Genomic DNA, 20,391 nt, shown 5'->3' on the forward strand with positions numbered 1-20,391 from the left:
GTTCAAATGTGTCGTTACCAAACAAACTTCTTTCTACTATCGGATCATTAACGATGAAATCGAAATTATCTCTATCAGTGATAATCGACAAGATCCTGATAGAATTGAAGATGAATTAAAACACTGGCGTTAATCCTTCCATCCGCTTCGCCAACGTACCGTCGCCGTTCTTCGCGTTTTTTTAGGTGATGGTGAAGTTATCATATCCCCAATTTGGACCTTCAACTTCACACATTCCTTGAAAGCTGCGAAGCAGGCTACTCGCATTGCTCAAAGGTCAGCTGCTTCCAGTTGATGCCGTCATCTTGCCCCGGCCTTAAACTTCGCAATGGCGTTTTTGGTGAAATCCGAAAGCACGAGTTGTCCGCTCATGGCTGCGCGTTCGGCGAGCAGTTCATCCCAATGGTCTGTACCTTCCCAGAAAATGCGCTTCAACATGCGCATGGCCTCGGGGTTGCTGGCCGAGAGCTTGGCAGAAAGCGCGTCAATGGCGGCATCCATTTCCTCGGCCGATTCAAAAATCTCCGCATAAAGTCCTTGCTCACGTGCCCACTCCGCACTTTTCCATTCCGTGGCGTTGATGGCCAACTGGCTCATGGCGGCGTTGCCTATTTTTCGCGCTACAGCCGGTCCTACCACAAACGGGCCAATGCCTACTGCCAATTCGCTCAGCTTAACAGAGGCGTGTACTGTAGCAAAGCAGTAATCCGTAGCCGACGCAACGCCTACGCCACCGCCTACCGCTTTTCCCTGCACCCGACCTATAATCAGTTTGTTGCTGGTTCTGCATGCATTGATAACCTTTGCAAAACCCGAGAAGAATTCCTTTCCCGTAGCGAGATCTTCAATGCCGGCCAGCTCGTCGAAACTGGCGCCTGCACAAAAGGCACGATCGCCTCCGGAGCGCAACACCACCACACGTATTTCGGGTCGGTCGTTGCAAGAGCGAATGGTATCTGCGAGTTTGTTCAACAGCTTTCCGGGGAGCGAGTTACTCAGCGGGTGAAAAAATTCAATGGTGGCAATTCCATTATCTGTGTGCAGGCTTACATGTCCGAGGTCTTTGGCTTCAGCGTTCATAAGTGGTGTTTTAGGGTTGACAAATCTACAAATTCAAGGGCTCACACAAAGGTCTTGCAGTTCCAAGGTTCCTTGCTTTTTTGGTTCGGTGAATGATGCGTGTGGTGTGGCAGAAACAGCATGACATACCTACTTTCGCACAGAACTTTTAACCGGCTTTCATGGTGCGCCCAATTCTTGCCTTTCTGCTTGCGTTTTCACTTTGGTGTGGGACAGCTTGTGCCCAGCCCGCAAACCACATGCTCGTGGGCTACTGGCACAACTGGAATGATATGAACGCGCCGTATATTCCGCTCAGTCAGGTGGATGAACGCTACGATGTGATAGCGCTCTCGTTCGCCATTCCGGTTTCTGCAAGCGATATGACGATGCAGTTTGTGCCCGACGGAACAACCCCCGCCGTGCTTCAGACCGAGATTGCAGCCCTCAAGGCCCAGGGCAAAAAAGTAGTGATCAGCGTTGGGGGCGCCACTGCAAGCGTGAGTCTCGACACCGAAGACCAGAAGAATGATTTTGTGCAATCCATGAGCGACATCATTTCCCAATATGGATTCAACGGACTGGATATTGACATTGAATACGGTAGCACCATTCTGGCCGCCGGCGGAACCATTTCCAACCCCACCAGCGCATCACAGCTCAATTTGATTGAAGCGGTAAAGGAAATCATGGAGCACTACCATATTGAGAACGGTGAAAAGCTGTTCCTGACTTTTGCTCCCGAAACTGCTTATGTGCAGGGTGGCCAGTCGGGCTATGGCGGAATTTGGGGCGGATATCTGCCACTGCTCGATGCCTTGCGCGATTCCATCGACATTTTGCAGGTTCAGCTGTACAACAGCGGAACCATGTTTGGCATTGATGGCGTGGTGTACGAGCAAGGTAACGCCGATTTTATCGTGGCCATGACCGAGGCTGTGATTCAAGGTTTTCAGACGGCGGGTGGCTTTTTTGAGGGCTTTCCGGCCGAAAAGGTGGCTGTGGGTTTGCCGGCCTGTGAATTGGCAGCGGGTGGGGGATATGTGGAGCCCGACGAAGTCATACAAGCCATGCATTACCTGCTGGGCAACGGGCCGCAACCGGGCAGTTATGCACTGGCTCAACCGGATGCTTACGCCGATTTGAAAGGCATGATGACCTGGAGCATCAACTGGGATGCGGTGCAATCGTGTGCAGGTGACCATAGTTTTGCCGAAACCTACGAAGAGATTTTCGGGCTTGTAACAGGGTTGGAGGAAGATCAAGTGCATGCCTGGAAGCTGTTTCCCAATCCGGCCCGGGAAGTCCTGTATCTTGAAGGGATTTCGTCCGGAGAGCCTGTTCAGGTGCTGGATATGATGGGAAGACACTTGGCGCAACAGGTGATGTTTCACGGCGAGGCGTTGGATATAAGCGCATTACCGGTCGGCACCTATGTGCTCAGAGCTGGTCTGCAATCGCGACTGTTTGTAAAAGAGTAGAGCTCAGATATGCACGGGAAAAGGATCGTGCAATGTGTTGGGAGCACCCACAAAATGTGATTCTTCTTCGGATACAAGACAAGCCTTTAGATCTGCGCGAATAAGCGGTTCATCAATTTGCTGCCCAATAAACACCAGTTCGTTCATGCGATCGCCCCAACGCGGGTGCCAGCGACTTTCGATGAATGCACGATTGTACACGAAACTTTCAAAACGAAGTCGCTCGGATTCGGGCATGCTGTCCCACCAAACACCGGCCCGCTCAAGTCGCAACGAGCCTCCCGCCTGACTGAAGTTCAATGCATCATTGGGGCGGGTGGCCAGCCAGAAAAGTCCTTTGGCGCGAATAAGACCTGAGGGGTATTGTTCGTTGAGATAGCGCCACAACCGCTCGGGGTGAAAAGGCCGGGCATCGCGGAAAACGAAAGATGAAATTCCGTATTCCTCGGTTTCGGGGGTGTGCTCGCCGCCTTCCAATTCGCGCTGCCATCCGGCCGAGCTCTGGGCTTTTTCAAAGTCAAACAGCCCCGTGTTCAGAATGTCGCCGGGAGCTACACGGCCAAACTCCGAACGAATAATGCGTGCATCCGGATTGAGTTTTTGAAGTGCCGATTGCAGTACGCCCAGGTCTTCTTCGGTTACGAGGTCGCACTTGTTAAGGATAATCACATTGGCGAACTCCACCTGGTCGGTCAGCAGGTTCACGATGGTTCGGTAATCTCCTTCCATGTCCGTCAGCCCTCTGTCTGCCAGCAATTCATCCGTTCCAAAATCGCGAAAAAAGTTGAAGGCATCCACCACGGTAACCATCGTATCAATCTTGCTGAAACGGCTCATATCTATATCGTTGTCCTCGTCCACAAAAGTGAAAGTTTGGGCAACAGGCACCGGCTCGCTGATTCCCGTACTCTCAATCAACAGGTAGTCAAAACGGTTCTCGCGTGCAAGGCGTTCTACCTCTACCATCAGGTCTTCGCGCAGGGTGCAGCAAATGCATCCGTTGCTCATTTCTACGAGCTTTTCATCGGTTCGACTCAGGATGTTTTCGTTCTCCACGGTGCGGGCGTCAATGTTTACCTCGCTCATATCGTTCACGATCACCGCAACTTTAAGGCCTTGCTTGTTGTGAAGAACATGGTTAAGAAGGGTGGTCTTTCCTGCTCCAAGAAATCCACTGAGTACCGTTACGGGTAGAAGTTGGTCAGTAGGGGTCATACAGGCTTTATTGCGATTGTGTCGCAAATATAAACAGAACAAATGACCGGAGTCGCTACGGAATCATTTTTTCCATTCTTTCTGGAATTCACGAGAAGTGGTAGAAGGATGGTTTCTCCCGTGGGATGGGAACTTTTACTACCCGCAGCGGTTGATAGGTTGATGGAGATCAAAAACCTGCAGCCGGACGAGTTGGACCGAATTATTGAAATGGCATGGGAGGACAGAACCCCTTTTGAGGCCATCAACCATCAATTTGGTATCACCGAAGCCGGGGTGGTAAAACTGATGCGCACGCATTTACGGGGGGCAAGCTTCAGGCGCTGGAGAAAGCGGGTAAACAGCGGCGTAAGCAGCAAACACGCCAAAAAACAACCTGCGGGCATGCAGCGATTTAAAAGTCGCATGCAACGCCACATCACGGGAAACAGAATCAGTAAACGCTAAGGTTTACGCATCTTTGAGTTTCTTCACCATAGTGAGAATGGTGGCGAGCGCTACCGTCTCTCCGGTTTCGTCGTACACGTCCACAAGAAAGCGCACAATGCCTTTGGCGATATCGTCGTCGGAGCGTTTTTCCTGGTCAATTTTTTCTTTCACGGTAAGCCGCACGCCAATGGTCATGCCCGGGTACACGGGTTTGGTGAAGCGACATTCGTCAATTCCGTAGTTGAGCAGAACGGGCCCCTTTTTGGCTTCCACAAACAATCCGGCAGCCTTTGAGAGCACAAAGTAGCCGTGGGCAACGCGTTGCTCAAAGATGGTTCCCTCCAACGAGGTGGCATCTACGTGGGCGTAAAAATTGTCGCCGCTCACATTGGCAAAGTTGGCAATGTCGGTCTCGGTTACCGTGTGTTTGGCGGTAGTGACGGTATCGCCTACTCTGAGTTCTTCAAAGTGTTTGCGGAAAACATGCGGTTCGCTTTCGGTTTGCTTGCCGCCGTATTGGTACACCTGCGTAATTTCCGAAAGGGTAGTGGGAGAGCCCTGAATGGCTGTGCGTTGCAGGTAGTGCAACACGCCTCGTTTTCCGCCCATTTCCTCGCCGCCACCAGCGCGTCCGGGGCCACCGTGAACCAGTAAAGGCATAGGCGATCCGTGTCCGGTAGATTCTTTGGCGCAGTCGCGGTTCAGTATCAGAATGCGGCCGTGGTGCGACGCAGCCCCGATGGTGAATTCCCGCGCCAGTTGATCGTTGTAGGTAGTGAGCGAACACACCAGAGATCCTTTTCCGAGTTTGGTGAGCTGGATGGCTTCGTCCAACGATTTGTAAGGCATGATGGTGCTTACAGGTCCAAAGGCCTCTACCTCATGCGACGCCAGGTTTTCGAAAGGCCGGTCGTTGCGGAGCAATACCGGAGCCATAAAAGCACCTTTGGCCACATCGGCGCCGATGACTTCCAGGAGGGCATCTCCACCATAGACCACTTCCGAGGCGGTTTTGAGTTGGGCCAGTTTTTCCTGCACTTCTTTAAGCTGCTCTTTTCCGGCGAGTGCTCCCATTCTCACGCCTTCGGCCTGTGGGTCTCCAATGGTGGTTTTGGCCAATGCCTTACCCAGCGCAATCTGCACGTCCTCCACCATGTTTTCGGGCACGATGATGCGACGAACAGCCGTACATTTTTGTCCGCATTTTACGGTCATTTCCTTGCGCACTTCTTTGATAAACAGCTCAAATTCTTCGGTTCCGGGAGTAGCATCTTCACCAAGTACGGCTGCGTTCAGCGAGTCGGCTTCCATGTTGAACGGAACCGATTCGTCCAGAATACGGGCGTGGCCTTTGAGCATGCGTCCTGTAGAGGCAGAGCCGGTAAAGGTCACCACATCCTGGGAGTATACAGAGTCAAGAATGCCGTTGGCCGATCCGCAGATGAGTTGCAGGGCTCCGTTGGGCAGAATACCCGAAGCGGCAATATCTTCTACCATCAATTGGGTAAGGTAGGAGGTGAGCGTGGCAGGCTTCACCACGGCGGGCACACCGGCCAGGAGGTTAACCGCAATTTTCTCGAGCATTCCCCAAATGGGAAAGTTAAAAGCGTTGATGTGAATGGCCACCCCTTCTTTCGGTACCATGATGTGGTGACCGATAAAGGATCCGCCGCGCGAAAGGGGAGCGGTGTCGCCATCCACGTAGTATGACTGATTTGGGAACTGTTTGCGAAGACTTGCATAGGCAAAGAGGTTGCCGATACCACCTTCTATGTCAATCCAGCTATCGGTTTGAGTAGCGCCAGTGGCATAGCTCAGTTCGTAATATCTTTGTTTGCGCTCTATGAGGTAGAGTGCAAGTGCTTTCAGCATACGACCTCTTTCCTGGAAGGTCATTTTGCGCAGGGCGGGACCACCTACCGTGCGGCCAAAGTGCAGCATATCTTCAAAAGACAGTCCATCAGCGGTAGCCATTGCAATGGTTTCGCCTGTAATGGCATTGTAAAGGGGCTTTCCGTCACCGTGGCCTTCTACCCATTTTCCGCCTATGTAGTTCTTCAGTTTATGAGCCATGTTTTCCTGGTTTTTTCCTTTGAATAGATTGCCGTAAAGTTCCGCATTCTGCCCGAACTGAACCAATTTTTCGGTAAAGACCTGACTATGGGTTTAGTCTTGACACCGGAAGCGAATGGTGTACCGTGCGCCGGACTCATTGTCCATTTGTACTGAACCATCCAATTGCTCTGCGAGGGTGTGGATAAGTTCTACGCCGAGGCTGTGCAATTCGTGCATTTCGAGGCCTTCAGGAAAGCCCTGTCCGTTATCAGCAACCACCAGCTCGTAATCCTTGTTTCCGAGATCGCGCAACTTTATTTCCAGCAGCCCCGTATTGCCGGTAAAGGCATGTTTTAGCGCGTTGGTAATGATTTCATTCACCATTAAACCCAGCGGAATAAGCGTATTGACTCCCATTTTTTCAACTTCCGTATCGATGCGAAAATCAATCTCCTTTCTCACAGCATAAATCCGAATCAGGTCATTGGCGAGCTTGGTGAAGTAGTCTTTCATATTGATGCTCGTGAAATCCTTGGAACGATAAAGTTCTTCATGCACCAGCGCCATAGAGCGGATGCGGTTTTGCGACTCATTGAACTGGGCCAACACCTCAGGGTCTTTGATGTTTTCGGATTGAAGCCTTAGCAAACTGGTGATGATTTGCAGGTTGTTTTTTACCCTGTGGTGTACTTCTTTGAGCAAGGTTTCTTTCTCTTCTTTACTCACCCGGGTTGCCTGAAGGTTGGCGTTGGCTTCCTGCAGGCTCTTGTTCAGTTGACTGATGGATCGTGAGCGCAGCATAATCACCATGGCGATTACAGCTATGGCCACCAGCGCAATCAGCATTGTGTTGCGGGCCAGTTCTGCGTTTTGCAACTCCAGCTCTTTGAGGCGTTGTTCCTGCTCTAACCGGTTGATTTCGTTCTGACTTTGCTCCAGTGCAAAAGACGCTTGTACATCGCGTACATTTTTCGTGAGGTTAATGTGATTGAGCGAATCTTTTAGTTCGTTGTGAATCAGTATGTATTTATATGCGTCGGCATGTTGATTGATTTGAGCGAAATACTTTGCCAAAGCTTCCAGCCGGGCAATTTCTATTTCAGTATAACCCTTGCCATCTATGGCGAGTCGGGATTTTTCGAGATAATCATAGGCGATGTCATTTTTTCCAATTGAAATGTATGTCTCTGCCAGATTCAAATAAGCAATACCCATGTCTCTGTGGTCGCCCGGTGCTGTCCGCTTGAGATCGAGCGATAAATGAAGATATTTGAGCGCGCTGTCAGGAATTCCCTCGTCTGACATTAACAGGCCAAGGTTGTTGTAGGCATAGGATAACCGGCGTTTTTCACCCGTCGGTTTTCGAATGTAAATGCTCTCGCTAAAGTAGTATCTCGCAGAGTCGTTATGGCCGAGCTTGCGGTGAACCAGACCAATATTGTTATAGGTATCGGCCAGAGCTTGCGGTTCCTTTAGGTTTCTGCGAATGGCCAGTGCGCGCCAATGCACTTCCAAAGCCTCGTTATACTCTTCGCGGTTTTTGTACACATTGCCAATGTTATTAAGCGTGGTGCCAATTTGGGTACTGTCCCGAAACTCCTCTGCAATTTCGAGGGCTTTCAGCAAGGTTTCCAGTGCTTTGATTTCGAGGGCAGCGTTCTTGTAGGTAACGCCCAGATTATTCAGCGCTTTACCGTATTGTTCACGTGTTTCGGGTTTGTTTAATCCATCCACCCATTTTCGTTTGTAATAGATAGACTTCATAGAACTGCGCTCACTCCATGCAAGTTGCCCCGCTATGCCGTAGGCGCGTATAATGGGTTTTCCGGGAGGAAACTCTTCGAGCGTTTGGATAGCTTCCTCAACGTAATTTATAGCTGGAGCATATCGGCCGTGTTTCCTGTGCAGGTCTGCCAATTCAACTTTTGCGTATGCTTTCCACAGAGGAATGCTCGCCTGTTCAGCCAGGTCTCTTGCAAGATGCAAAAAGGCGAACGCTTCAGCAGTATCCGTTTGAAGTTTAGCCAGTGCAAATAATGCCGGTATCCTCAATGTGTCGTGTTGCGCTGAATCTATAACCTTTCTCAGACTATCCTCGTGGTGGTTCGTGGCCCGAAGGGTATTGCCTTTAAAGACTAGCAATGACGCAGCCATCAAAATCAATATGATTCTTTGGGCGCTGAGTGCGCAGTTTTTTAAGGAAGTAGGGTGATTAGAAAATGCGATGGACATACCTTGTTTTCACTGCGAAAAACCGCTTAATGTAGCGAGAAGTTCGGATTCAATTCAGGATCTACATCGGCAAACTCGGTAATTTCACCATCAAATTCTTCGGTTCGGGTTTTTGCCGCCTGCAAAAAGGCTTCGGCCAGCTTTTTCTGGTGTGATTTGCGCAAGGCAATCTGTAGCCTTCTCAGGGTTCCTTTGGGTTGGCGCTTGGCAATCAGCACCCAGCGGGTTTCATTTTTAGACAGCCTGTAAAAAGAAAGTTGCAGATGTACATCACAGCTTCCTTCCATCCATTTGGCCGACATCCGGTAGTTTGCAATACTGTCTTCCAACACCCAGGTCATGGCTTTGCCTTTGTAGTTAACCATGGCGGTGGCGTGGGTGGTTTCAGAGATGTTCGGGGTGACTTGAGGCTCTGAGAGTTGCGGAATGAGCTCTTTGTAAAACCACGTTTCATTGGCCAGCGCATAACAGGTATTGATGGGTTTTTTAATATCCATCACACTCATGGTTGTAACATGCGGAATAAAGAAACCCACAGAAAGCATGAGCATCAATACCACCAGGAAAACAATCAGTACTACAATCGCAAGCATCGCTCTATTTTGGCACGAATGTACAGAATTGGACTCGGATTTTTCAAGGCCTGTCCGCTGACCAAAGTATCAATAGCTGGGAATTTGGGTACATTCGCGGTGTGGAGAAGGTAAGCCCAATCAAATTTCAATTTGGAGCAAAGTGCCTGTGCGCTTCCTTATTGCCGTTGGTGTTTTTGCTTTATTCCGTAGTTGCTTTTGCCACACCTCCTGATTCTGTAAGCTTTAAATCTGAGCGCGCATGGCTGGTGGGCTCGACCGGAACGCTCATTGCCGGGGGAACACTCATTGGCCTGAATGAGTTGTGGTACAAAGACCAACCACGAACCTCTTTCCATCTCTTTGACGACCTTGGCGATTGGAAGCAAATGGACAAAGCCGGACACGCTATGACTTCCTATTACATGGGCCGCATGGGTATTCGTGCAATGCAATGGACAGGCACTGAGCGCAAAAAAGCCATCTGGATAGGAGGGAGTTATGGTTTTGCTTACCTCACAGCGATAGAGGTGCTTGATGGCTTTTCGGCAGAGTGGGGATTTTCTCTGAGCGATATGGCGGCCAATGCCGTGGGAGCCGCGCTGGTGATAGGGCAGGAGTTGCACTGGGGAGACCAGAGAATGCAATTAAAGTTTTCGGTTCACCACTCACCTTATGCGCAATACCGCCCCAATGTATTGGGAAGCAATGGTCTTGAGCGACTATTGAAAGACTACAACGGCCAAACCTACTGGTTGTCAATAAATGGTGCCTCGTGGTTCAACCAAAAGCCCCAATGGCTGCCTGTGTGGTTGAACCTTGCCCTAGGTTACAGCGCTGATGGCATGACAGGAGGAAGCAGCAACCCTTCTTTTGATGCCCAGGGAAATCCGCTGCCGGCTTTTGACCGCCAGCGCCAGGTTTACCTGAGTTTTGATGTGGATCTGACGCGTATCAAAACCCGTTCAAAGGTGCTTAAAACATGTTTTGAACTGGTGAGCTTTGTGAAAATACCTGCTCCTGCCATCGAGTTTAACCAGAGGGGTGGAGTAAGAGGTTATTGGCTTTACTTCTGACGTATTTTCGACGCATCCAGACAGTACACAATCATTTCCTCAGCCCGCATCACTCTCAGCTTTCCGAAATGAAAATCTCCGGGGTTTTCAGTCACAATGATTTCACAACCCGCGTTTTCAGCAGCGAAATACTCGAGGCCGTCTTCAAAATCACTGACATTTTCTTGCCGGATGGTGCGCTGAACCACGTACTCATCAACGGCTGCAATTCCTATGTGCCTGGCAATAAGAGCCAGCTTCTTTCCTGCCACAGCGCGCCCCGACTTCTTCTCGGCAAAGTAAAACGCAATGGCCAGACAAATAGGAGAGGTATAGAGGCTGTAGTTTCCAAATTCGGGGAGACTCAACACGCGTGAGGCATAACTGAAAAGCGGGTATTCCCTGTTGACCACCGCAACAAGGATATTGGCATCCACAAAGATTTTCATTTTCGGGAATCGAAGAATTCATCCCGCGTACTTTTGCGGGAACGCGGCTTGGTGTGGTACTCTGCCTTGCCTTCGGCTACTTGCTCAACCCAATCGGAAATGGGCAAAGACTCCAAATCCTTGTACTCGCCTGTGCATACCTTCCTCAGAAGGAATTCGGTGAGACGCGAAACACTGGTGTTGTTTCGGGCGGCAAATTCTTTGGCCAACTCGATAATCTGAGCATCAAAGGATAATGTGATTTTTGAGTCCATGACCTGAAATTTTAAATTGACCTGATAAGCATTAATACGACAAAGATAAAAAACCTTTACGTACTATAAAAGGTCTGCTGTGTTTTTCCGAACCATCATTTGATTATCTCCATCTCCACAAAGACCGGTAAATGGTCGGAAACGCCACCGTAATAGCTGTCACCACCATAGGTTTTACTGGGGTATTCTACTCCTTGCGGATTGGTGTATATCATCCAGGGTTCACGCAGGATTCCAGCAGCATCTGGTCTCACGGAAAGGCCAGTAGCAGCATTGAGCAATGACCAGCTTACCAGGATCTGATCCAGCATACTCCATTCTCCTCGGTAATTGAAGGTTCCTTCTCCGCGCGACCACGCCGCTGCGTGCAGGTTGTAAAGCGGAAGTTCTGTTTGGTCAGCCCTTGTAGCACCCCCGAGAATTTCGGCCATACTTTCGTTGTCCGGGTTGTCGTTGAAGTCACCCATTACCAGTATTTTGCAATCAGGTTGAGTTTGCTGCAAAGAATCAATGCGATAGCGCACCTGGGCTGCCATGGCATTGCGGTTGGGAGCACTTTTTTCTACACCTCCATAGCGCGAAGGCCAGTGGTTTACAAAAACATGCAGTGTGTCAGAGCCGTTCACCAGTCCTTTGGCGTAGAGCACTTCACGGGTAGGACCGCCGGAGGTTACCAGCGGAATGGTAAAATAATCCTCGTGAAGCAGCGAAAAGCGATTGGGTTTGTAAAAAAGGGCAACATCAATGCCCCGGCGATCGGGGCTGTCGCGATGAACAATACCATAACCGGCGGCGGCAATTTCCTTTTGTTTGGCGAGGTCCAGCAGTACAGTGCGGTTTTCCACTTCGCATAGACCCACAAGGTCGGGCAGTTCGCCCGGAGGTATGGCTGCAATAACCCGCGCGAGGTCTTCCTGCTTTTTGAGGTAGCGCTCCCTGGTCCATTGCTTTGCAGCATCGGGCACAAACTCGTTGTCATTAATGTTCGGATCATTTACTGTATCGAACAGATTTTCAACATTGTAAAAGGCAACAGAAAAAGGAGTTGATTTATGGGTTGATTGAGCTGAGGCGGAGATTGAGACGCAAATCAAGATTGTAGCCGCCAGCTTTTCAGGGGTGAGAAAGGCAATCATATTAGTGGTAGGTTGGTCTAATCATTGTCGATGCGTTTCATTTCCAGTTCATCAAACCAGAAGTCATCATTTGGAACATCCATGCGCAGCTCTTCCGTCCGACCGTGGCCGTCTACGATAAACTGCGCGGTTCCGATGGGCAGCATGTGCACTTCGCTCCAGTGAAGAATAAAAGTATCGTGATTCATGGGCTCAAGCCATCCGTGAAACAGCGGCGTGGGCACCATTTGAAACCGAAGCGTATCGTTTTCCAGCCACACTTTGGTATTTCCATACATCGGTCCGCCGTAAGTGCCGGCGTAATCAGCAAGTGGCAAGCTGTGGTTGGGCGAATCGCTGCGCAGTTCCATCAGGTTTTGAACCCGCGCATTTTCTTGTTTCTGTTTGTTTTGGCTGTAGCTCATGAACAGTTCACTCCAATTGGTTTCGTCATCGTTGGTTCCAATCACGAAATCCATCAAAGTGAGGTGCAGTACATGTGGAAGGATGGTAACGTTGTTCGAGAGAATCACAAACCCGGCATTTTTTCCGGGAATCATGGTGAGGTTCGAAATCATGGCGTCGTATCCACCGCCGTGGCTCACAATTTTTTCGCCTCGGTAGGTTTTCAAACTCCAACCGAGACCGTACCCTGAAAAGGTTTGACCGGGGTAGGTGCGCTCCGCGAAAGCGCTGATAGGTTGAGGGTTGAAATTGGTCCACATTTCGCGCCACCTGTCTTCTGTAAAGATGGTTTTGCCGTTCCATTTTCCGCGGTTTAGCTGCAGGGTCATCCAACTGCAAAGATCCTCGGTGCACGAAACAAGTGCCCCGGCCGGAGCCATATTGTCCCAGTTGATGTAGGGAATGGGGATGTTTTCTCCAGGTTGGCCGGAGTGGGGTATGGCCACGTTGCCGAATGCCGGTATTTGTGATACGCTGGTGAGGGTGCGCTTCATGCCGATGGGCTCCAGGATGCGCGACCGCACGAAGTCAGCCCAGCCTTCCCCGCTTACTTTTTCCAGCACCAAGCCCGCGGCTACGTACATAATGTTTTGGTATCCGTAACCATCCCTGAACTCAAACTTCGGCTCCAGGTATCGCGCTCCGCGCACCACTTCCTCCATGCTGAGTGTAGATGCGTGCCACAGCAAATCTCCGCTGAATGTTCCGAGTCCGCTGCGATGCGTGAGCAAATCCTTGATGGTCATTTGTTGTGTTACCCAGGGGTCGTATAACTTGAACCATGGTAGGTGGGTGACTACTTTATCGTCCCATGAAATTTTCCCTTCATCCACCAATATTGCAAGCGCGGCCCCGGTAAAAGCCTTCGAAATGGAAGCGATGGCATAGAGCGATTGCCCATCTGTGGTGTTGCTTTTTCCTTTTTCGAGTACACCAAATCCGCGGTTAAAAACCACATCACCGTCTTGCACAATGGCCACCGAAAGCCCTGGTACGTTCCATACCGTGCGGAGCGAGTCGATGCGCTTTTCCAGTTTCGCGTAGTCTTTTTGCTGACCAATGAGCGCATTGCCAATAAACAGCGTGAAAACTAATGTGATGTGAATGCGAAGGGTCATAGGGTTTGATTGAGTTTAGGGGTGAATGAAAAGGCAAGCAACGGCATCAAAACCCGTGCTCACTGATGGTTTGTTTGTCCTCGTCGCTCAGTTGAAGATCTCGTGCTGCTGCTTCGGGGCGCGGACGTGCAAATGCAAGCAGTGCCATTCCCACGAGGGCGATGGCCATAAATGATTTGTCCGCATAAATCATGAACCAGATGGTTGCGAACAATATGGCTCCTTCAAGACTTGCCCATCGAACAATCAATCCGGACTGATAATGCGTAAGTTTCTGCGTGAGATTGGGTGCCTGCCTGGCAACTTTCAGTATATTGTTGAAATACCACCAACCACCAAGGACTCCGAAAGCCAGCAGGCCAACAGGTAGCGCAAAAAGAAGCGGGTCATCCACGCTGGCCGCATCAATTTCAGATGGGTGAAGAAACACAAAGCGCACCAAGGCAAGAAACAAAATGGTGCCCATTAGCAGGACTCCATGAATGATGCGAAGTGATTGAAAATAAGAGCTTTTTCCTTCCATTTTCAAAAGTTTAGTCGCTAAAGATAAAATACACCGCCAAAACGAGGAAGAACAAACCGATTAAATGATTGGGCCGCAGTACCTCATTTTTGAAGAAAAGCAGAGAGAACAATACAAACACAATCAGTGTGATGACCTCTTGAATGACTTTGAGTTGAAGCAGCGAAAAGGGCCCTCCGTTGCCTTGATAGCCTATGCGATTGGCAGGGATGAGCAAGCTGTACTCAAAAAGGGCTATACCCCAACTAACAAGAATAATGGCCAGTAACCCCAGACTTTCCAGCCCCTTCAGGCTTTTGAACTTGAGATGACCGTACCAGGCCATGGTCATAAATGCGTTGGAGAAAATGAGCATAACAATGGTGTAGATTCCTTTCATGACGTGCTGATTGTATTGTGGCAAATGTACCTCGGACTCCTGCAAAATCGCACAGGTGATTTCTGTATCTTCGGCGCATGAAAAAATCAATTTGCATCCTGGGGTTTGCGTTGGCAGGTTTTGTGCTTTTTCAGGCCTGCGAAGAGCAATCACAACAAACAGAAACTGAGAAAACCGCTAAGTTCAAAATGGCCGAAGACAGTGAACTGGCCCTTTTGATGCGCCAGCTCACCGATGAAACCGAAGCTATACGTGAGGCAGTGATGGCCGGCGAGACCCATCCTCTTTGGAAAAGAGTTCAGGAACTGCACACAGCCATCCCTACCGACCCCGCAAGTTCAGGCCCCGTATTTCAGGGGTTTTCAGAGGCATTTATTGGTGCAGTGCGCGAAATGGAAGCAGCCGATTCGCTGGGAGTGAAGCATTTCAACGCTGTTATTGATCAATGTATGGACTGCCACTCTACATTTTGTCCGGGCCCGAAGAGACGTATCGCGAAGTTCTACATTTCGGAGTAGAGCAGAGCTGACCAGCTCGGCTCAAGGCAAGTCCTATATTTGTGAGATGAATCCAACTCGCAACCGATGCCTTCATTTGTATTGAATCTACTCGCCAACAGGGCTTTTTGGGTGTTGTCGTTCTTCGGGGTGGTCATACTCACGGGAAATCATGCAGTAAGCTTGTGGGATCAGGACGAAGCTGCCTACGCGGGCTTTGGCCGCACCATGTTAGAAACAGGTAACTGGCTGATTCCAGAATTTATGTGGTCGGATGTGCACCGCAAGCCCCCGCTGCATTTTTGGTTGGTAGCGGTTTCGTTTAAGATTTTTGGTGTTCATGAGTTTGCGCTGAGAATTCCGTCGTCGCTTGCTATTTGGGGTACGCTACTGATGATGTATGTATTCGGAGGCAGGTTGGTTGGAGCGAGGCATGCCCTCACCGCCGTTTGTATTGCGGGTTCAAGCTTTTTACTGATGGCGCTGGCCAAGGTGGCGGTTACAGATGCCGTGTTGCTGTTTTTTACCACTTTGAGCGCGTTTTCCATGGTATTTGTGCTCCGTGAGGGCTCTTTTAAGTGGGTGGCGCTGTTCTGGTTTGCTGTGGCGATGGCCATGCTCACCAAAGGCCCTCCGGTCATACTCTTCGCGGGCGTTTTCGGTGTATTACTGTTGGTGGCATCCCCTCAGCGATTGAACTTGTTGCGGCTCCATCCCTGGTTTTTTCTGCCCGTTACCATTCTTCCGCTTTTTGGCTGGGGCTGGTTGTGTTACCAAAGCGAGGAAGGAAGGGAATTTATTCAGTGGATGCTCGACTGGTACATTCTAAAACGAATTGGCGGCAGCGTGTTTGGGCAAACAGGCCCTCCCGGAACGCATTTCCTGGGCATGGTGTTGTTCTTCCTTCCGTTTGTATTGTTTTTGCCCCGGGCATTGGTGCGTGGTTTCCGATCGCTGTATCTCCGCACATGGAACAATGAATTGCTCATTTCCCTCTGGTTTATTGCGGGTTGGTTGCTGTTTGAGTTTACTCCCAGTAAGCTTCCGGCTTATGTGGTTGCCGCGCATATTCCGTTGTCTTTTATGCTGGCCGGAGCCTTGCTCAACCACAAAGATTCGGCTTCCAAACCCGGAACACCTTGGTGGGTAATGCATTACCTGTTGCAGTTTGTGGTGCTTGTAGCCCTTGCCGTTTTGCCGTTCTATCTGGATTTATCGGCGGGAACCAAAATGGTCTTTTTAGCAGTGATTTTATTCATTGCGGTACTACACATTTACAGCTTGACACACCTGAATAGGCCAACTTTTTTCGCATGGTTTTTAAAGGTGCCCATGGTGTTTGCGCTGCTGGTTTGGGGTTTGCTACTTCCCATTTCCGATGATTTGAAAAACAGCTCAATGCGAATTGCGAATTACCTCAGTGAGCAGCTTCCTGCTGAAGCCCCTGTGGTGATTGCCAACAATTGGTCGCATCCACCCAGTTTACCCTTTTATCTGACCGAATCTTTTCAAACCGTTTTTGAAGCCTACGATCCGGAAACACTTGTGCGCCATTATCATGAAAATGAGCACATCGCCATCATCCTCAACGAGGATGGTAAGTTGCATTTTGAGAAAGAGCTGCCCAATGTTGAGTTTTCAGCATTTTATCCTGTTTTTACCGACCGTCTTGACCAACCCGGGTACTTCGTCGTGGTGAAGAAGTAGGAGAATTTTTTGCAGATTGGTTGGTGGTTTCGATTCTTTTCTATTTTTGTGTTGCCTAGGCTGTTAACCACTCTGTCAACTTTGGTGATTTTATCATGAATGCCCCCGGAAATCGAGACTTGGGTTTTGCCACGGTGCAATACGAGAATCGGATTGCTATTGTACATGTCAGTCGCGATGTTCAGCTTACTGCAGAGATGGTTCGCAATATTCAACTTGAAGCGCTTGAGATGTCTGGCGGTGAAATGCACGCACACCTTGTGGATGTTTCGCGCGACGTTTCCTCTACGGTTGAGGCCCGCAAGTATTCAGCGAAGAATGAACTTATGAAGCATCACATTGCTTATGCGATGGTGGGTCGATCACTTCCAGTTCGTATTCTGGCCAACTCATTCATCAAAATCAACAGGCCAAAAGTGCCAACACGGCTTTTCCGCACGGAAAAAGAAGCCAGGGAATGGTTGAAAAATAAGATTGCGGCTTATCTGGCCAAAAACCAGCCTAGTTAATTACCACGGACGATTCGCGCATTTTCCACTCGTTGTTTTCGCGGTACAATTGAGCATCCAAAACGGCACCTTTCACCAAATACACCATCTGAACGATGGCCTCATTATCCCGAATGTCGAGAACGCGCACATCAAAAAATCGGTCGTTACCGGCACTTACCAAGGCATCTCTGTTTTCAACCCTGAATGTGGAGTGATTGGTATAATCACCGGTGAGCTTCACATCACCATACGCGGCCAGCACCCATGGTTCGGTGCTTGCTTCCGAAGAAAGATCAGTAGCAGGCTTCCAGTATTCAGCGTTTAAGCATAGATCCAGAATTTGGGCTTTGTGTTGGCTTTGCTGTGCATAAGACAAGGAAACTGTCAGAAGGAGGATAACGGCGGCGGCAATAGGCTTCATGGGTTGGTTTTGAAGAGTGTTGTACAAATGTAACATTTGAGGCTACAAATTCCAAAGGTAAAGCAGGCTGAAACCCGTTAAAAAAGCTATTCCGGCATAACTCAGCAGGCGCATGGTTAATCCCGGCCGGGCTTCGTAGGGAAAATCTGCACGGGTCACCAGCCGCAGATTTACGATTGCAATGAGGGGTGCAACCAGAAAGGAAAGCGTAGTGGCCACATCTACCAGTGCTTTAAGCTGATTACCAAACCAGGCAATGACCCCAAATGCCCCCAGGGCGATGGTGAGCAATCCAATCACATATACCTTTCGTCCTTTGTGCATTCGGTTTTGAAGCTCAGGAGAATCTGCTAAAAGCCATAAGGTTCGTTCAAGGGCACGGGCAAAGCCATCAAGCACGCCAATCACAGTTCCGAACATGATAGAAAATGCTGCAGTGGCAATGAGGTAATAACTCCATCCACCCATCGCTGCGGTGTAAAGTTCAATGACGCGCTTTGAAAACGCTGCGGAACCCTCTGGCATTTCCTTACCGGTGCCAAACACAAGGTAGGCGCCCAGCGTAAGAAAACACACCGCAAGGATGGCTGAAAGCCAGTATCCGATGTGAAACTCGAGTAATGTGGCTCGCAATGAGGGCTTGAAACCGCTGCTTCGGATGCGCTCCAGTGTCCAAAGGCTGTTCCATGTTGAGAGGTCAACCGCCGTTGGCATCCATCCCATCAAGGCAATCAGAAAAGCAATGCCGGCGGGTTCCCAAACCGAAGATGCCTGAAAATCAATGACAGGGGTGGCGCGGCCGTTTTTCAAGACCAGCACAAAGGCAACGAGCGTGGTAATGACCATCATGCTGCCCACAATCTTGATGGTCTTATCCAGCATTTTGTACTGACCCCAAATCAGGATGAATAGGCAAAGCGCAATAAGCAAGGCAACAGGGTAGAGAGGAAATCCTTTCCACCAATCGCTCAGCCCAAAGAGGTGGTCAAAAAAACCGGCTCCAACTGCACTTACAGCGGCTGCAACAAAAAACATGGAGCCAATGGTAACGGCTAAATAGAGCCAAAGCATTCCTTTGCCGATGCGCTTGTAACCGTCAATCAGACTCTCTCCGGTTGCGCTTGCGTAGCGGGAGCCAAACTCAAAAAAGGGAAATTTCAGCACATTGGCAGCTACAACGGCCCACAGCAGTGTAAAGCCGTAGTCAGCACCTGCGCGGGTACTTTGCACAAGGTGCGACACCCCAATGGCCGTTGAGGCAAAAAGAATTCCGGGGCCAAGTGTACGGAGAACAGTGTACAGTTTCACCTTAAGATGGTTTCAAGGCAATCTGCGCTAAACTAAAACGAATTTTTGGCTTCCACAGAATAACCGCTGGTTTCTTTTCTGCCAATAAGCTTGCTCGATAGGTACAGTGACAACCTGCTGAACTGACGCAGGAATATTAAACCCACTACAGCCAGAATCAGGTTGAACAAGAGGTGGGCAACCGCCACCTGGTAGGTGATTTCAAGCTGCAGGTTTTGAATGAACTGAACAAACACTGGAAGAAACGGAACAAAAAGAATCAACCCCAGCAAGTTGAGCAGCAGGTTGGCAAAAGCCGCTTTTTTGGCCCACGACGAAAGTGAAATGGACGCCAGCAATGCAGTGCTGGTGGTTCCGAGATTTGATCCCACCACAATCGCAATGGCGCCCGGGAGCCCCAACAATCCCTGGCCGGCCAGAATAATGGCCAAACCAATCGTAACTGAACTTGATTGCATCATGGCCGTAACCACGGCACCAATCAGGAGTCCAAGCGCGAGTTTGTCGGCTTGTTTCAGCCACAACAAAATTTCGGGCGATTCGCTCAATGGCGCCAACCCGTTTTTAATCAACTCGAGGCTAAACAAAATAAAACCTAGATAGAAAACCGATTTCCCTACCAGCTTAATACGCATCGGAACAAGTGTAATAATCATGCCTGCCACAAGCAGCCAGCTACCCAAAAAACTCAGCTCAAACGCCACCAACCAGGCGGTAAAAGAGGTTCCCACCTTAGCACCAAGCAGCACGCCCAGACTGTTGAAAAACCCAATCACACCTGCATCAACGAGGGCAACAGTGATTGACGACACTACACTGCTCGATTGGATGATCGCAGTAACGACGGCACCCAAAAGAAATGCAGAAAAACGGTTGGAGGTCACCTTGGTAAGCCATCGCTGAAGATTTTCCGCGCCAAGTTTCTGTAGCTCTTTCGAAAAACCTTTCAGGCTGAAGAGAAACAGCGAAATGGTGGCCAGAATGGCTATGACAGTATTAAACGTATCCATGGGTGAACGAGTGCGGTGCCAGCCACCAAAACTATGCAAACTGCCGCATTTCAGGCAGCAAATTCATGAGTTTAGGGAAATACTACCTGAAAACTTCAGCGTCTTCAAGTATGTAATTGAGCTGATAGATGTCGGTGGTGTTGGTGCGAAACACCCCTTTAAACGTCAAGCGCTCATCGGTTTTGAAGCGTCTGTGTCCTGCTTTCAATTGCAAATCAACCACCGATTCGGGCCCCGCACCCCCGCAAAAAAAGCAAGCTGCAAAGGGAAATGCAGAAAGTACATAATAGTCGTCATCGTAGTCAACCGGAATTACATAGCCTGAAATCTTTACCATTCTCCCTTCCATGTCCAGCACCTTGGGGCCAAAAGTGGGATAATAGTAGTACAGATCGTACTCCTCCAGGTAAACATCCTTAAATGAAACGTCGGCCAGCGTATTCCATGTCAGTTCGGCCACTTGAGCAGACAATTTACCGGGCTGTGTAAACAGGGCCACAAATAACACGGGAACAAGGAGAAGGTGTTGAAAAACGGTTTTCATACAATGCAGGTA

22 protein-coding genes are annotated in these 20,391 nt (G+C 49.6%); 7 read left to right on the forward strand and 15 right to left on the reverse strand.

The window, feature by feature from the left end; genetic code table 11:
* A partial coding sequence (locus tag EA392_05145; GenBank protein ID TVR39825.1) for a type II toxin-antitoxin system RelE/ParE family toxin occupies positions 1 to 133 on the forward strand: 133 nt, incomplete at its 5' end.
* A gap of 167 nt (positions 134 to 300) precedes the next feature.
* Here EA392_05145 and EA392_05150 read toward each other — a convergent pair.
* Positions 301 to 1,080 carry an enoyl-CoA hydratase/isomerase family protein gene (locus tag EA392_05150; GenBank protein TVR39826.1) on the reverse strand — a complete coding sequence of 260 codons (780 nt, stop codon included), beginning with the start codon at positions 1,078 to 1,080 and terminating at the stop codon, positions 301 to 303.
* 161 nt (positions 1,081 to 1,241) lie between these two features.
* Here EA392_05150 and EA392_05155 point away from each other — a divergent pair, with 161 nt between their 5' ends.
* Positions 1,242 to 2,540: a T9SS C-terminal target domain-containing protein gene (locus tag EA392_05155; protein TVR39827.1), complete on the forward strand. Its 1,299-nt coding sequence runs from the start codon at positions 1,242 to 1,244 to the stop codon at positions 2,538 to 2,540.
* A 3-nt stretch (positions 2,541 to 2,543) separates the two neighbouring features.
* Here EA392_05155 and EA392_05160 read toward each other — a convergent pair whose 3' ends face one another.
* A complete protein-coding gene (locus EA392_05160) occupies positions 2,544 to 3,755 on the reverse strand; it encodes a GTP-binding protein (protein TVR39828.1) in 1,212 nt (403 codons plus the stop codon).
* A 159-nt stretch (positions 3,756 to 3,914) separates the two neighbouring features.
* Here EA392_05160 and EA392_05165 point away from each other — a divergent pair, with 159 nt between their 5' ends.
* Entirely contained in the window at positions 3,915 to 4,202 is a 288-nt protein-coding gene (locus EA392_05165) for a TIGR03643 family protein (protein TVR39829.1), read from the forward strand.
* A 3-nt stretch (positions 4,203 to 4,205) separates the two neighbouring features.
* Here the strand turns inward: EA392_05165 and paaZ are convergent, their stop codons facing one another.
* From paaZ to EA392_05180, 3 genes are all read right to left on the reverse strand, one after another.
* On the reverse strand, positions 4,206 to 6,257 hold the full coding sequence (paaZ, locus tag EA392_05170) for a phenylacetic acid degradation bifunctional protein PaaZ (protein TVR39888.1): 2,052 nt from the start codon (positions 6,255 to 6,257) through the stop codon (positions 4,206 to 4,208).
* A gap of 93 nt (positions 6,258 to 6,350) precedes the next feature.
* A complete protein-coding gene (locus EA392_05175; GenBank protein ID TVR39830.1) occupies positions 6,351 to 8,471 on the reverse strand; it encodes a hypothetical protein in 2,121 nt (706 codons plus the stop codon).
* 26 nt (positions 8,472 to 8,497) lie between these two features.
* Positions 8,498 to 9,064, reverse strand: coding sequence for a hypothetical protein (locus EA392_05180; GenBank protein TVR39831.1), 567 nt, complete (start codon positions 9,062 to 9,064; stop codon positions 8,498 to 8,500).
* Positions 9,065 to 9,240: 176 nt separating this feature from the next.
* Between EA392_05180 and EA392_05185 the strand changes: the two genes are divergently transcribed.
* Positions 9,241 to 10,119, forward strand: coding sequence for a DUF2279 domain-containing protein (locus EA392_05185; GenBank protein TVR39889.1), 879 nt, complete (start codon positions 9,241 to 9,243; stop codon positions 10,117 to 10,119).
* Here EA392_05185 and EA392_05190 read toward each other — a convergent pair.
* The 6 genes from EA392_05190 to EA392_05215 form a co-directional block, all read right to left on the reverse strand.
* Positions 10,110 to 10,547: a twitching motility protein PilT gene (locus EA392_05190; protein ID TVR39832.1), complete on the reverse strand. Its 438-nt coding sequence runs from the start codon at positions 10,545 to 10,547 to the stop codon at positions 10,110 to 10,112. The genes EA392_05185 and EA392_05190 overlap by 10 nt on opposite strands.
* Positions 10,544 to 10,801, reverse strand: coding sequence for a hypothetical protein (locus EA392_05195; GenBank protein ID TVR39833.1), 258 nt, complete (start codon positions 10,799 to 10,801; stop codon positions 10,544 to 10,546). The genes EA392_05190 and EA392_05195 overlap by 4 nt, the downstream gene beginning before the upstream one ends.
* A 95-nt stretch (positions 10,802 to 10,896) precedes the next feature.
* Entirely contained in the window at positions 10,897 to 11,937 is a 1,041-nt protein-coding gene (locus EA392_05200) for an endonuclease (GenBank protein TVR39834.1), read from the reverse strand.
* 17 nt (positions 11,938 to 11,954) lie between these two features.
* Positions 11,955 to 13,499 carry a serine hydrolase gene (locus tag EA392_05205; GenBank protein TVR39835.1) on the reverse strand — a complete coding sequence of 515 codons (1,545 nt, stop codon included), beginning with the start codon at positions 13,497 to 13,499 and terminating at the stop codon, positions 11,955 to 11,957.
* A gap of 46 nt (positions 13,500 to 13,545) precedes the next feature.
* Positions 13,546 to 14,022: a hypothetical protein gene (locus EA392_05210; protein ID TVR39836.1), complete on the reverse strand. Its 477-nt coding sequence runs from the start codon at positions 14,020 to 14,022 to the stop codon at positions 13,546 to 13,548.
* Between the two features lie 10 nt (positions 14,023 to 14,032).
* Positions 14,033 to 14,401 carry a hypothetical protein gene (locus EA392_05215; protein ID TVR39837.1) on the reverse strand — a complete coding sequence of 123 codons (369 nt, stop codon included), beginning with the start codon at positions 14,399 to 14,401 and terminating at the stop codon, positions 14,033 to 14,035.
* A 77-nt stretch (positions 14,402 to 14,478) separates the two neighbouring features.
* Between EA392_05215 and EA392_05220 the strand changes: the two genes are divergently transcribed.
* The 3 genes from EA392_05220 (at position 14,479) to EA392_05230 (ending at position 17,114) form a co-directional block, all read left to right on the forward strand.
* Positions 14,479 to 14,919 carry a hypothetical protein gene (locus EA392_05220; GenBank protein ID TVR39838.1) on the forward strand — a complete coding sequence of 147 codons (441 nt, stop codon included), beginning with the start codon at positions 14,479 to 14,481 and terminating at the stop codon, positions 14,917 to 14,919.
* A 66-nt stretch (positions 14,920 to 14,985) separates the two neighbouring features.
* A complete protein-coding gene (locus EA392_05225) occupies positions 14,986 to 16,605 on the forward strand; it encodes a phospholipid carrier-dependent glycosyltransferase (protein ID TVR39839.1) in 1,620 nt (539 codons plus the stop codon).
* A 95-nt stretch (positions 16,606 to 16,700) separates the two neighbouring features.
* Entirely contained in the window at positions 16,701 to 17,114 is a 414-nt protein-coding gene (locus EA392_05230) for a hypothetical protein (GenBank protein TVR39840.1), read from the forward strand.
* Here the strand turns inward: EA392_05230 and EA392_05235 are convergent.
* The 4 genes from EA392_05235 to EA392_05250 all read right to left on the reverse strand — a co-directional run bounded on the left by EA392_05235 (position 17,107) and on the right by EA392_05250 (position 20,379).
* Entirely contained in the window at positions 17,107 to 17,553 is a 447-nt protein-coding gene (locus EA392_05235) for a hypothetical protein (GenBank protein ID TVR39841.1), read from the reverse strand. The two genes, EA392_05230 and EA392_05235, sit on opposite strands and share 8 nt — an antisense overlap.
* 6 nt (positions 17,554 to 17,559) lie before the next feature.
* A complete protein-coding gene (locus EA392_05240) occupies positions 17,560 to 18,825 on the reverse strand; it encodes a divalent metal cation transporter (GenBank protein ID TVR39842.1) in 1,266 nt (421 codons plus the stop codon).
* Positions 18,826 to 18,857: 32 nt separating this feature from the next.
* The gene (locus EA392_05245; GenBank protein TVR39843.1) at positions 18,858 to 19,835 is read right to left on the reverse strand and encodes a Na/Pi cotransporter family protein; all 978 of its coding nucleotides are present in this window, start codon (positions 19,833 to 19,835) and stop codon (positions 18,858 to 18,860) included.
* An 82-nt stretch (positions 19,836 to 19,917) separates the two neighbouring features.
* The gene (locus tag EA392_05250) at positions 19,918 to 20,379 is read right to left on the reverse strand and encodes a DUF3299 domain-containing protein (GenBank protein TVR39890.1); all 462 of its coding nucleotides are present in this window, start codon (positions 20,377 to 20,379) and stop codon (positions 19,918 to 19,920) included.
* Positions 20,380 to 20,391 lie beyond the last annotated feature (12 nt).

The sequence above is a fragment of the Cryomorphaceae bacterium genome (assembly GCA_007695365.1).
In the GTDB taxonomy this organism is placed as follows: domain Bacteria; phylum Bacteroidota; class Bacteroidia; order Flavobacteriales_D; family SKUL01; genus SKUL01.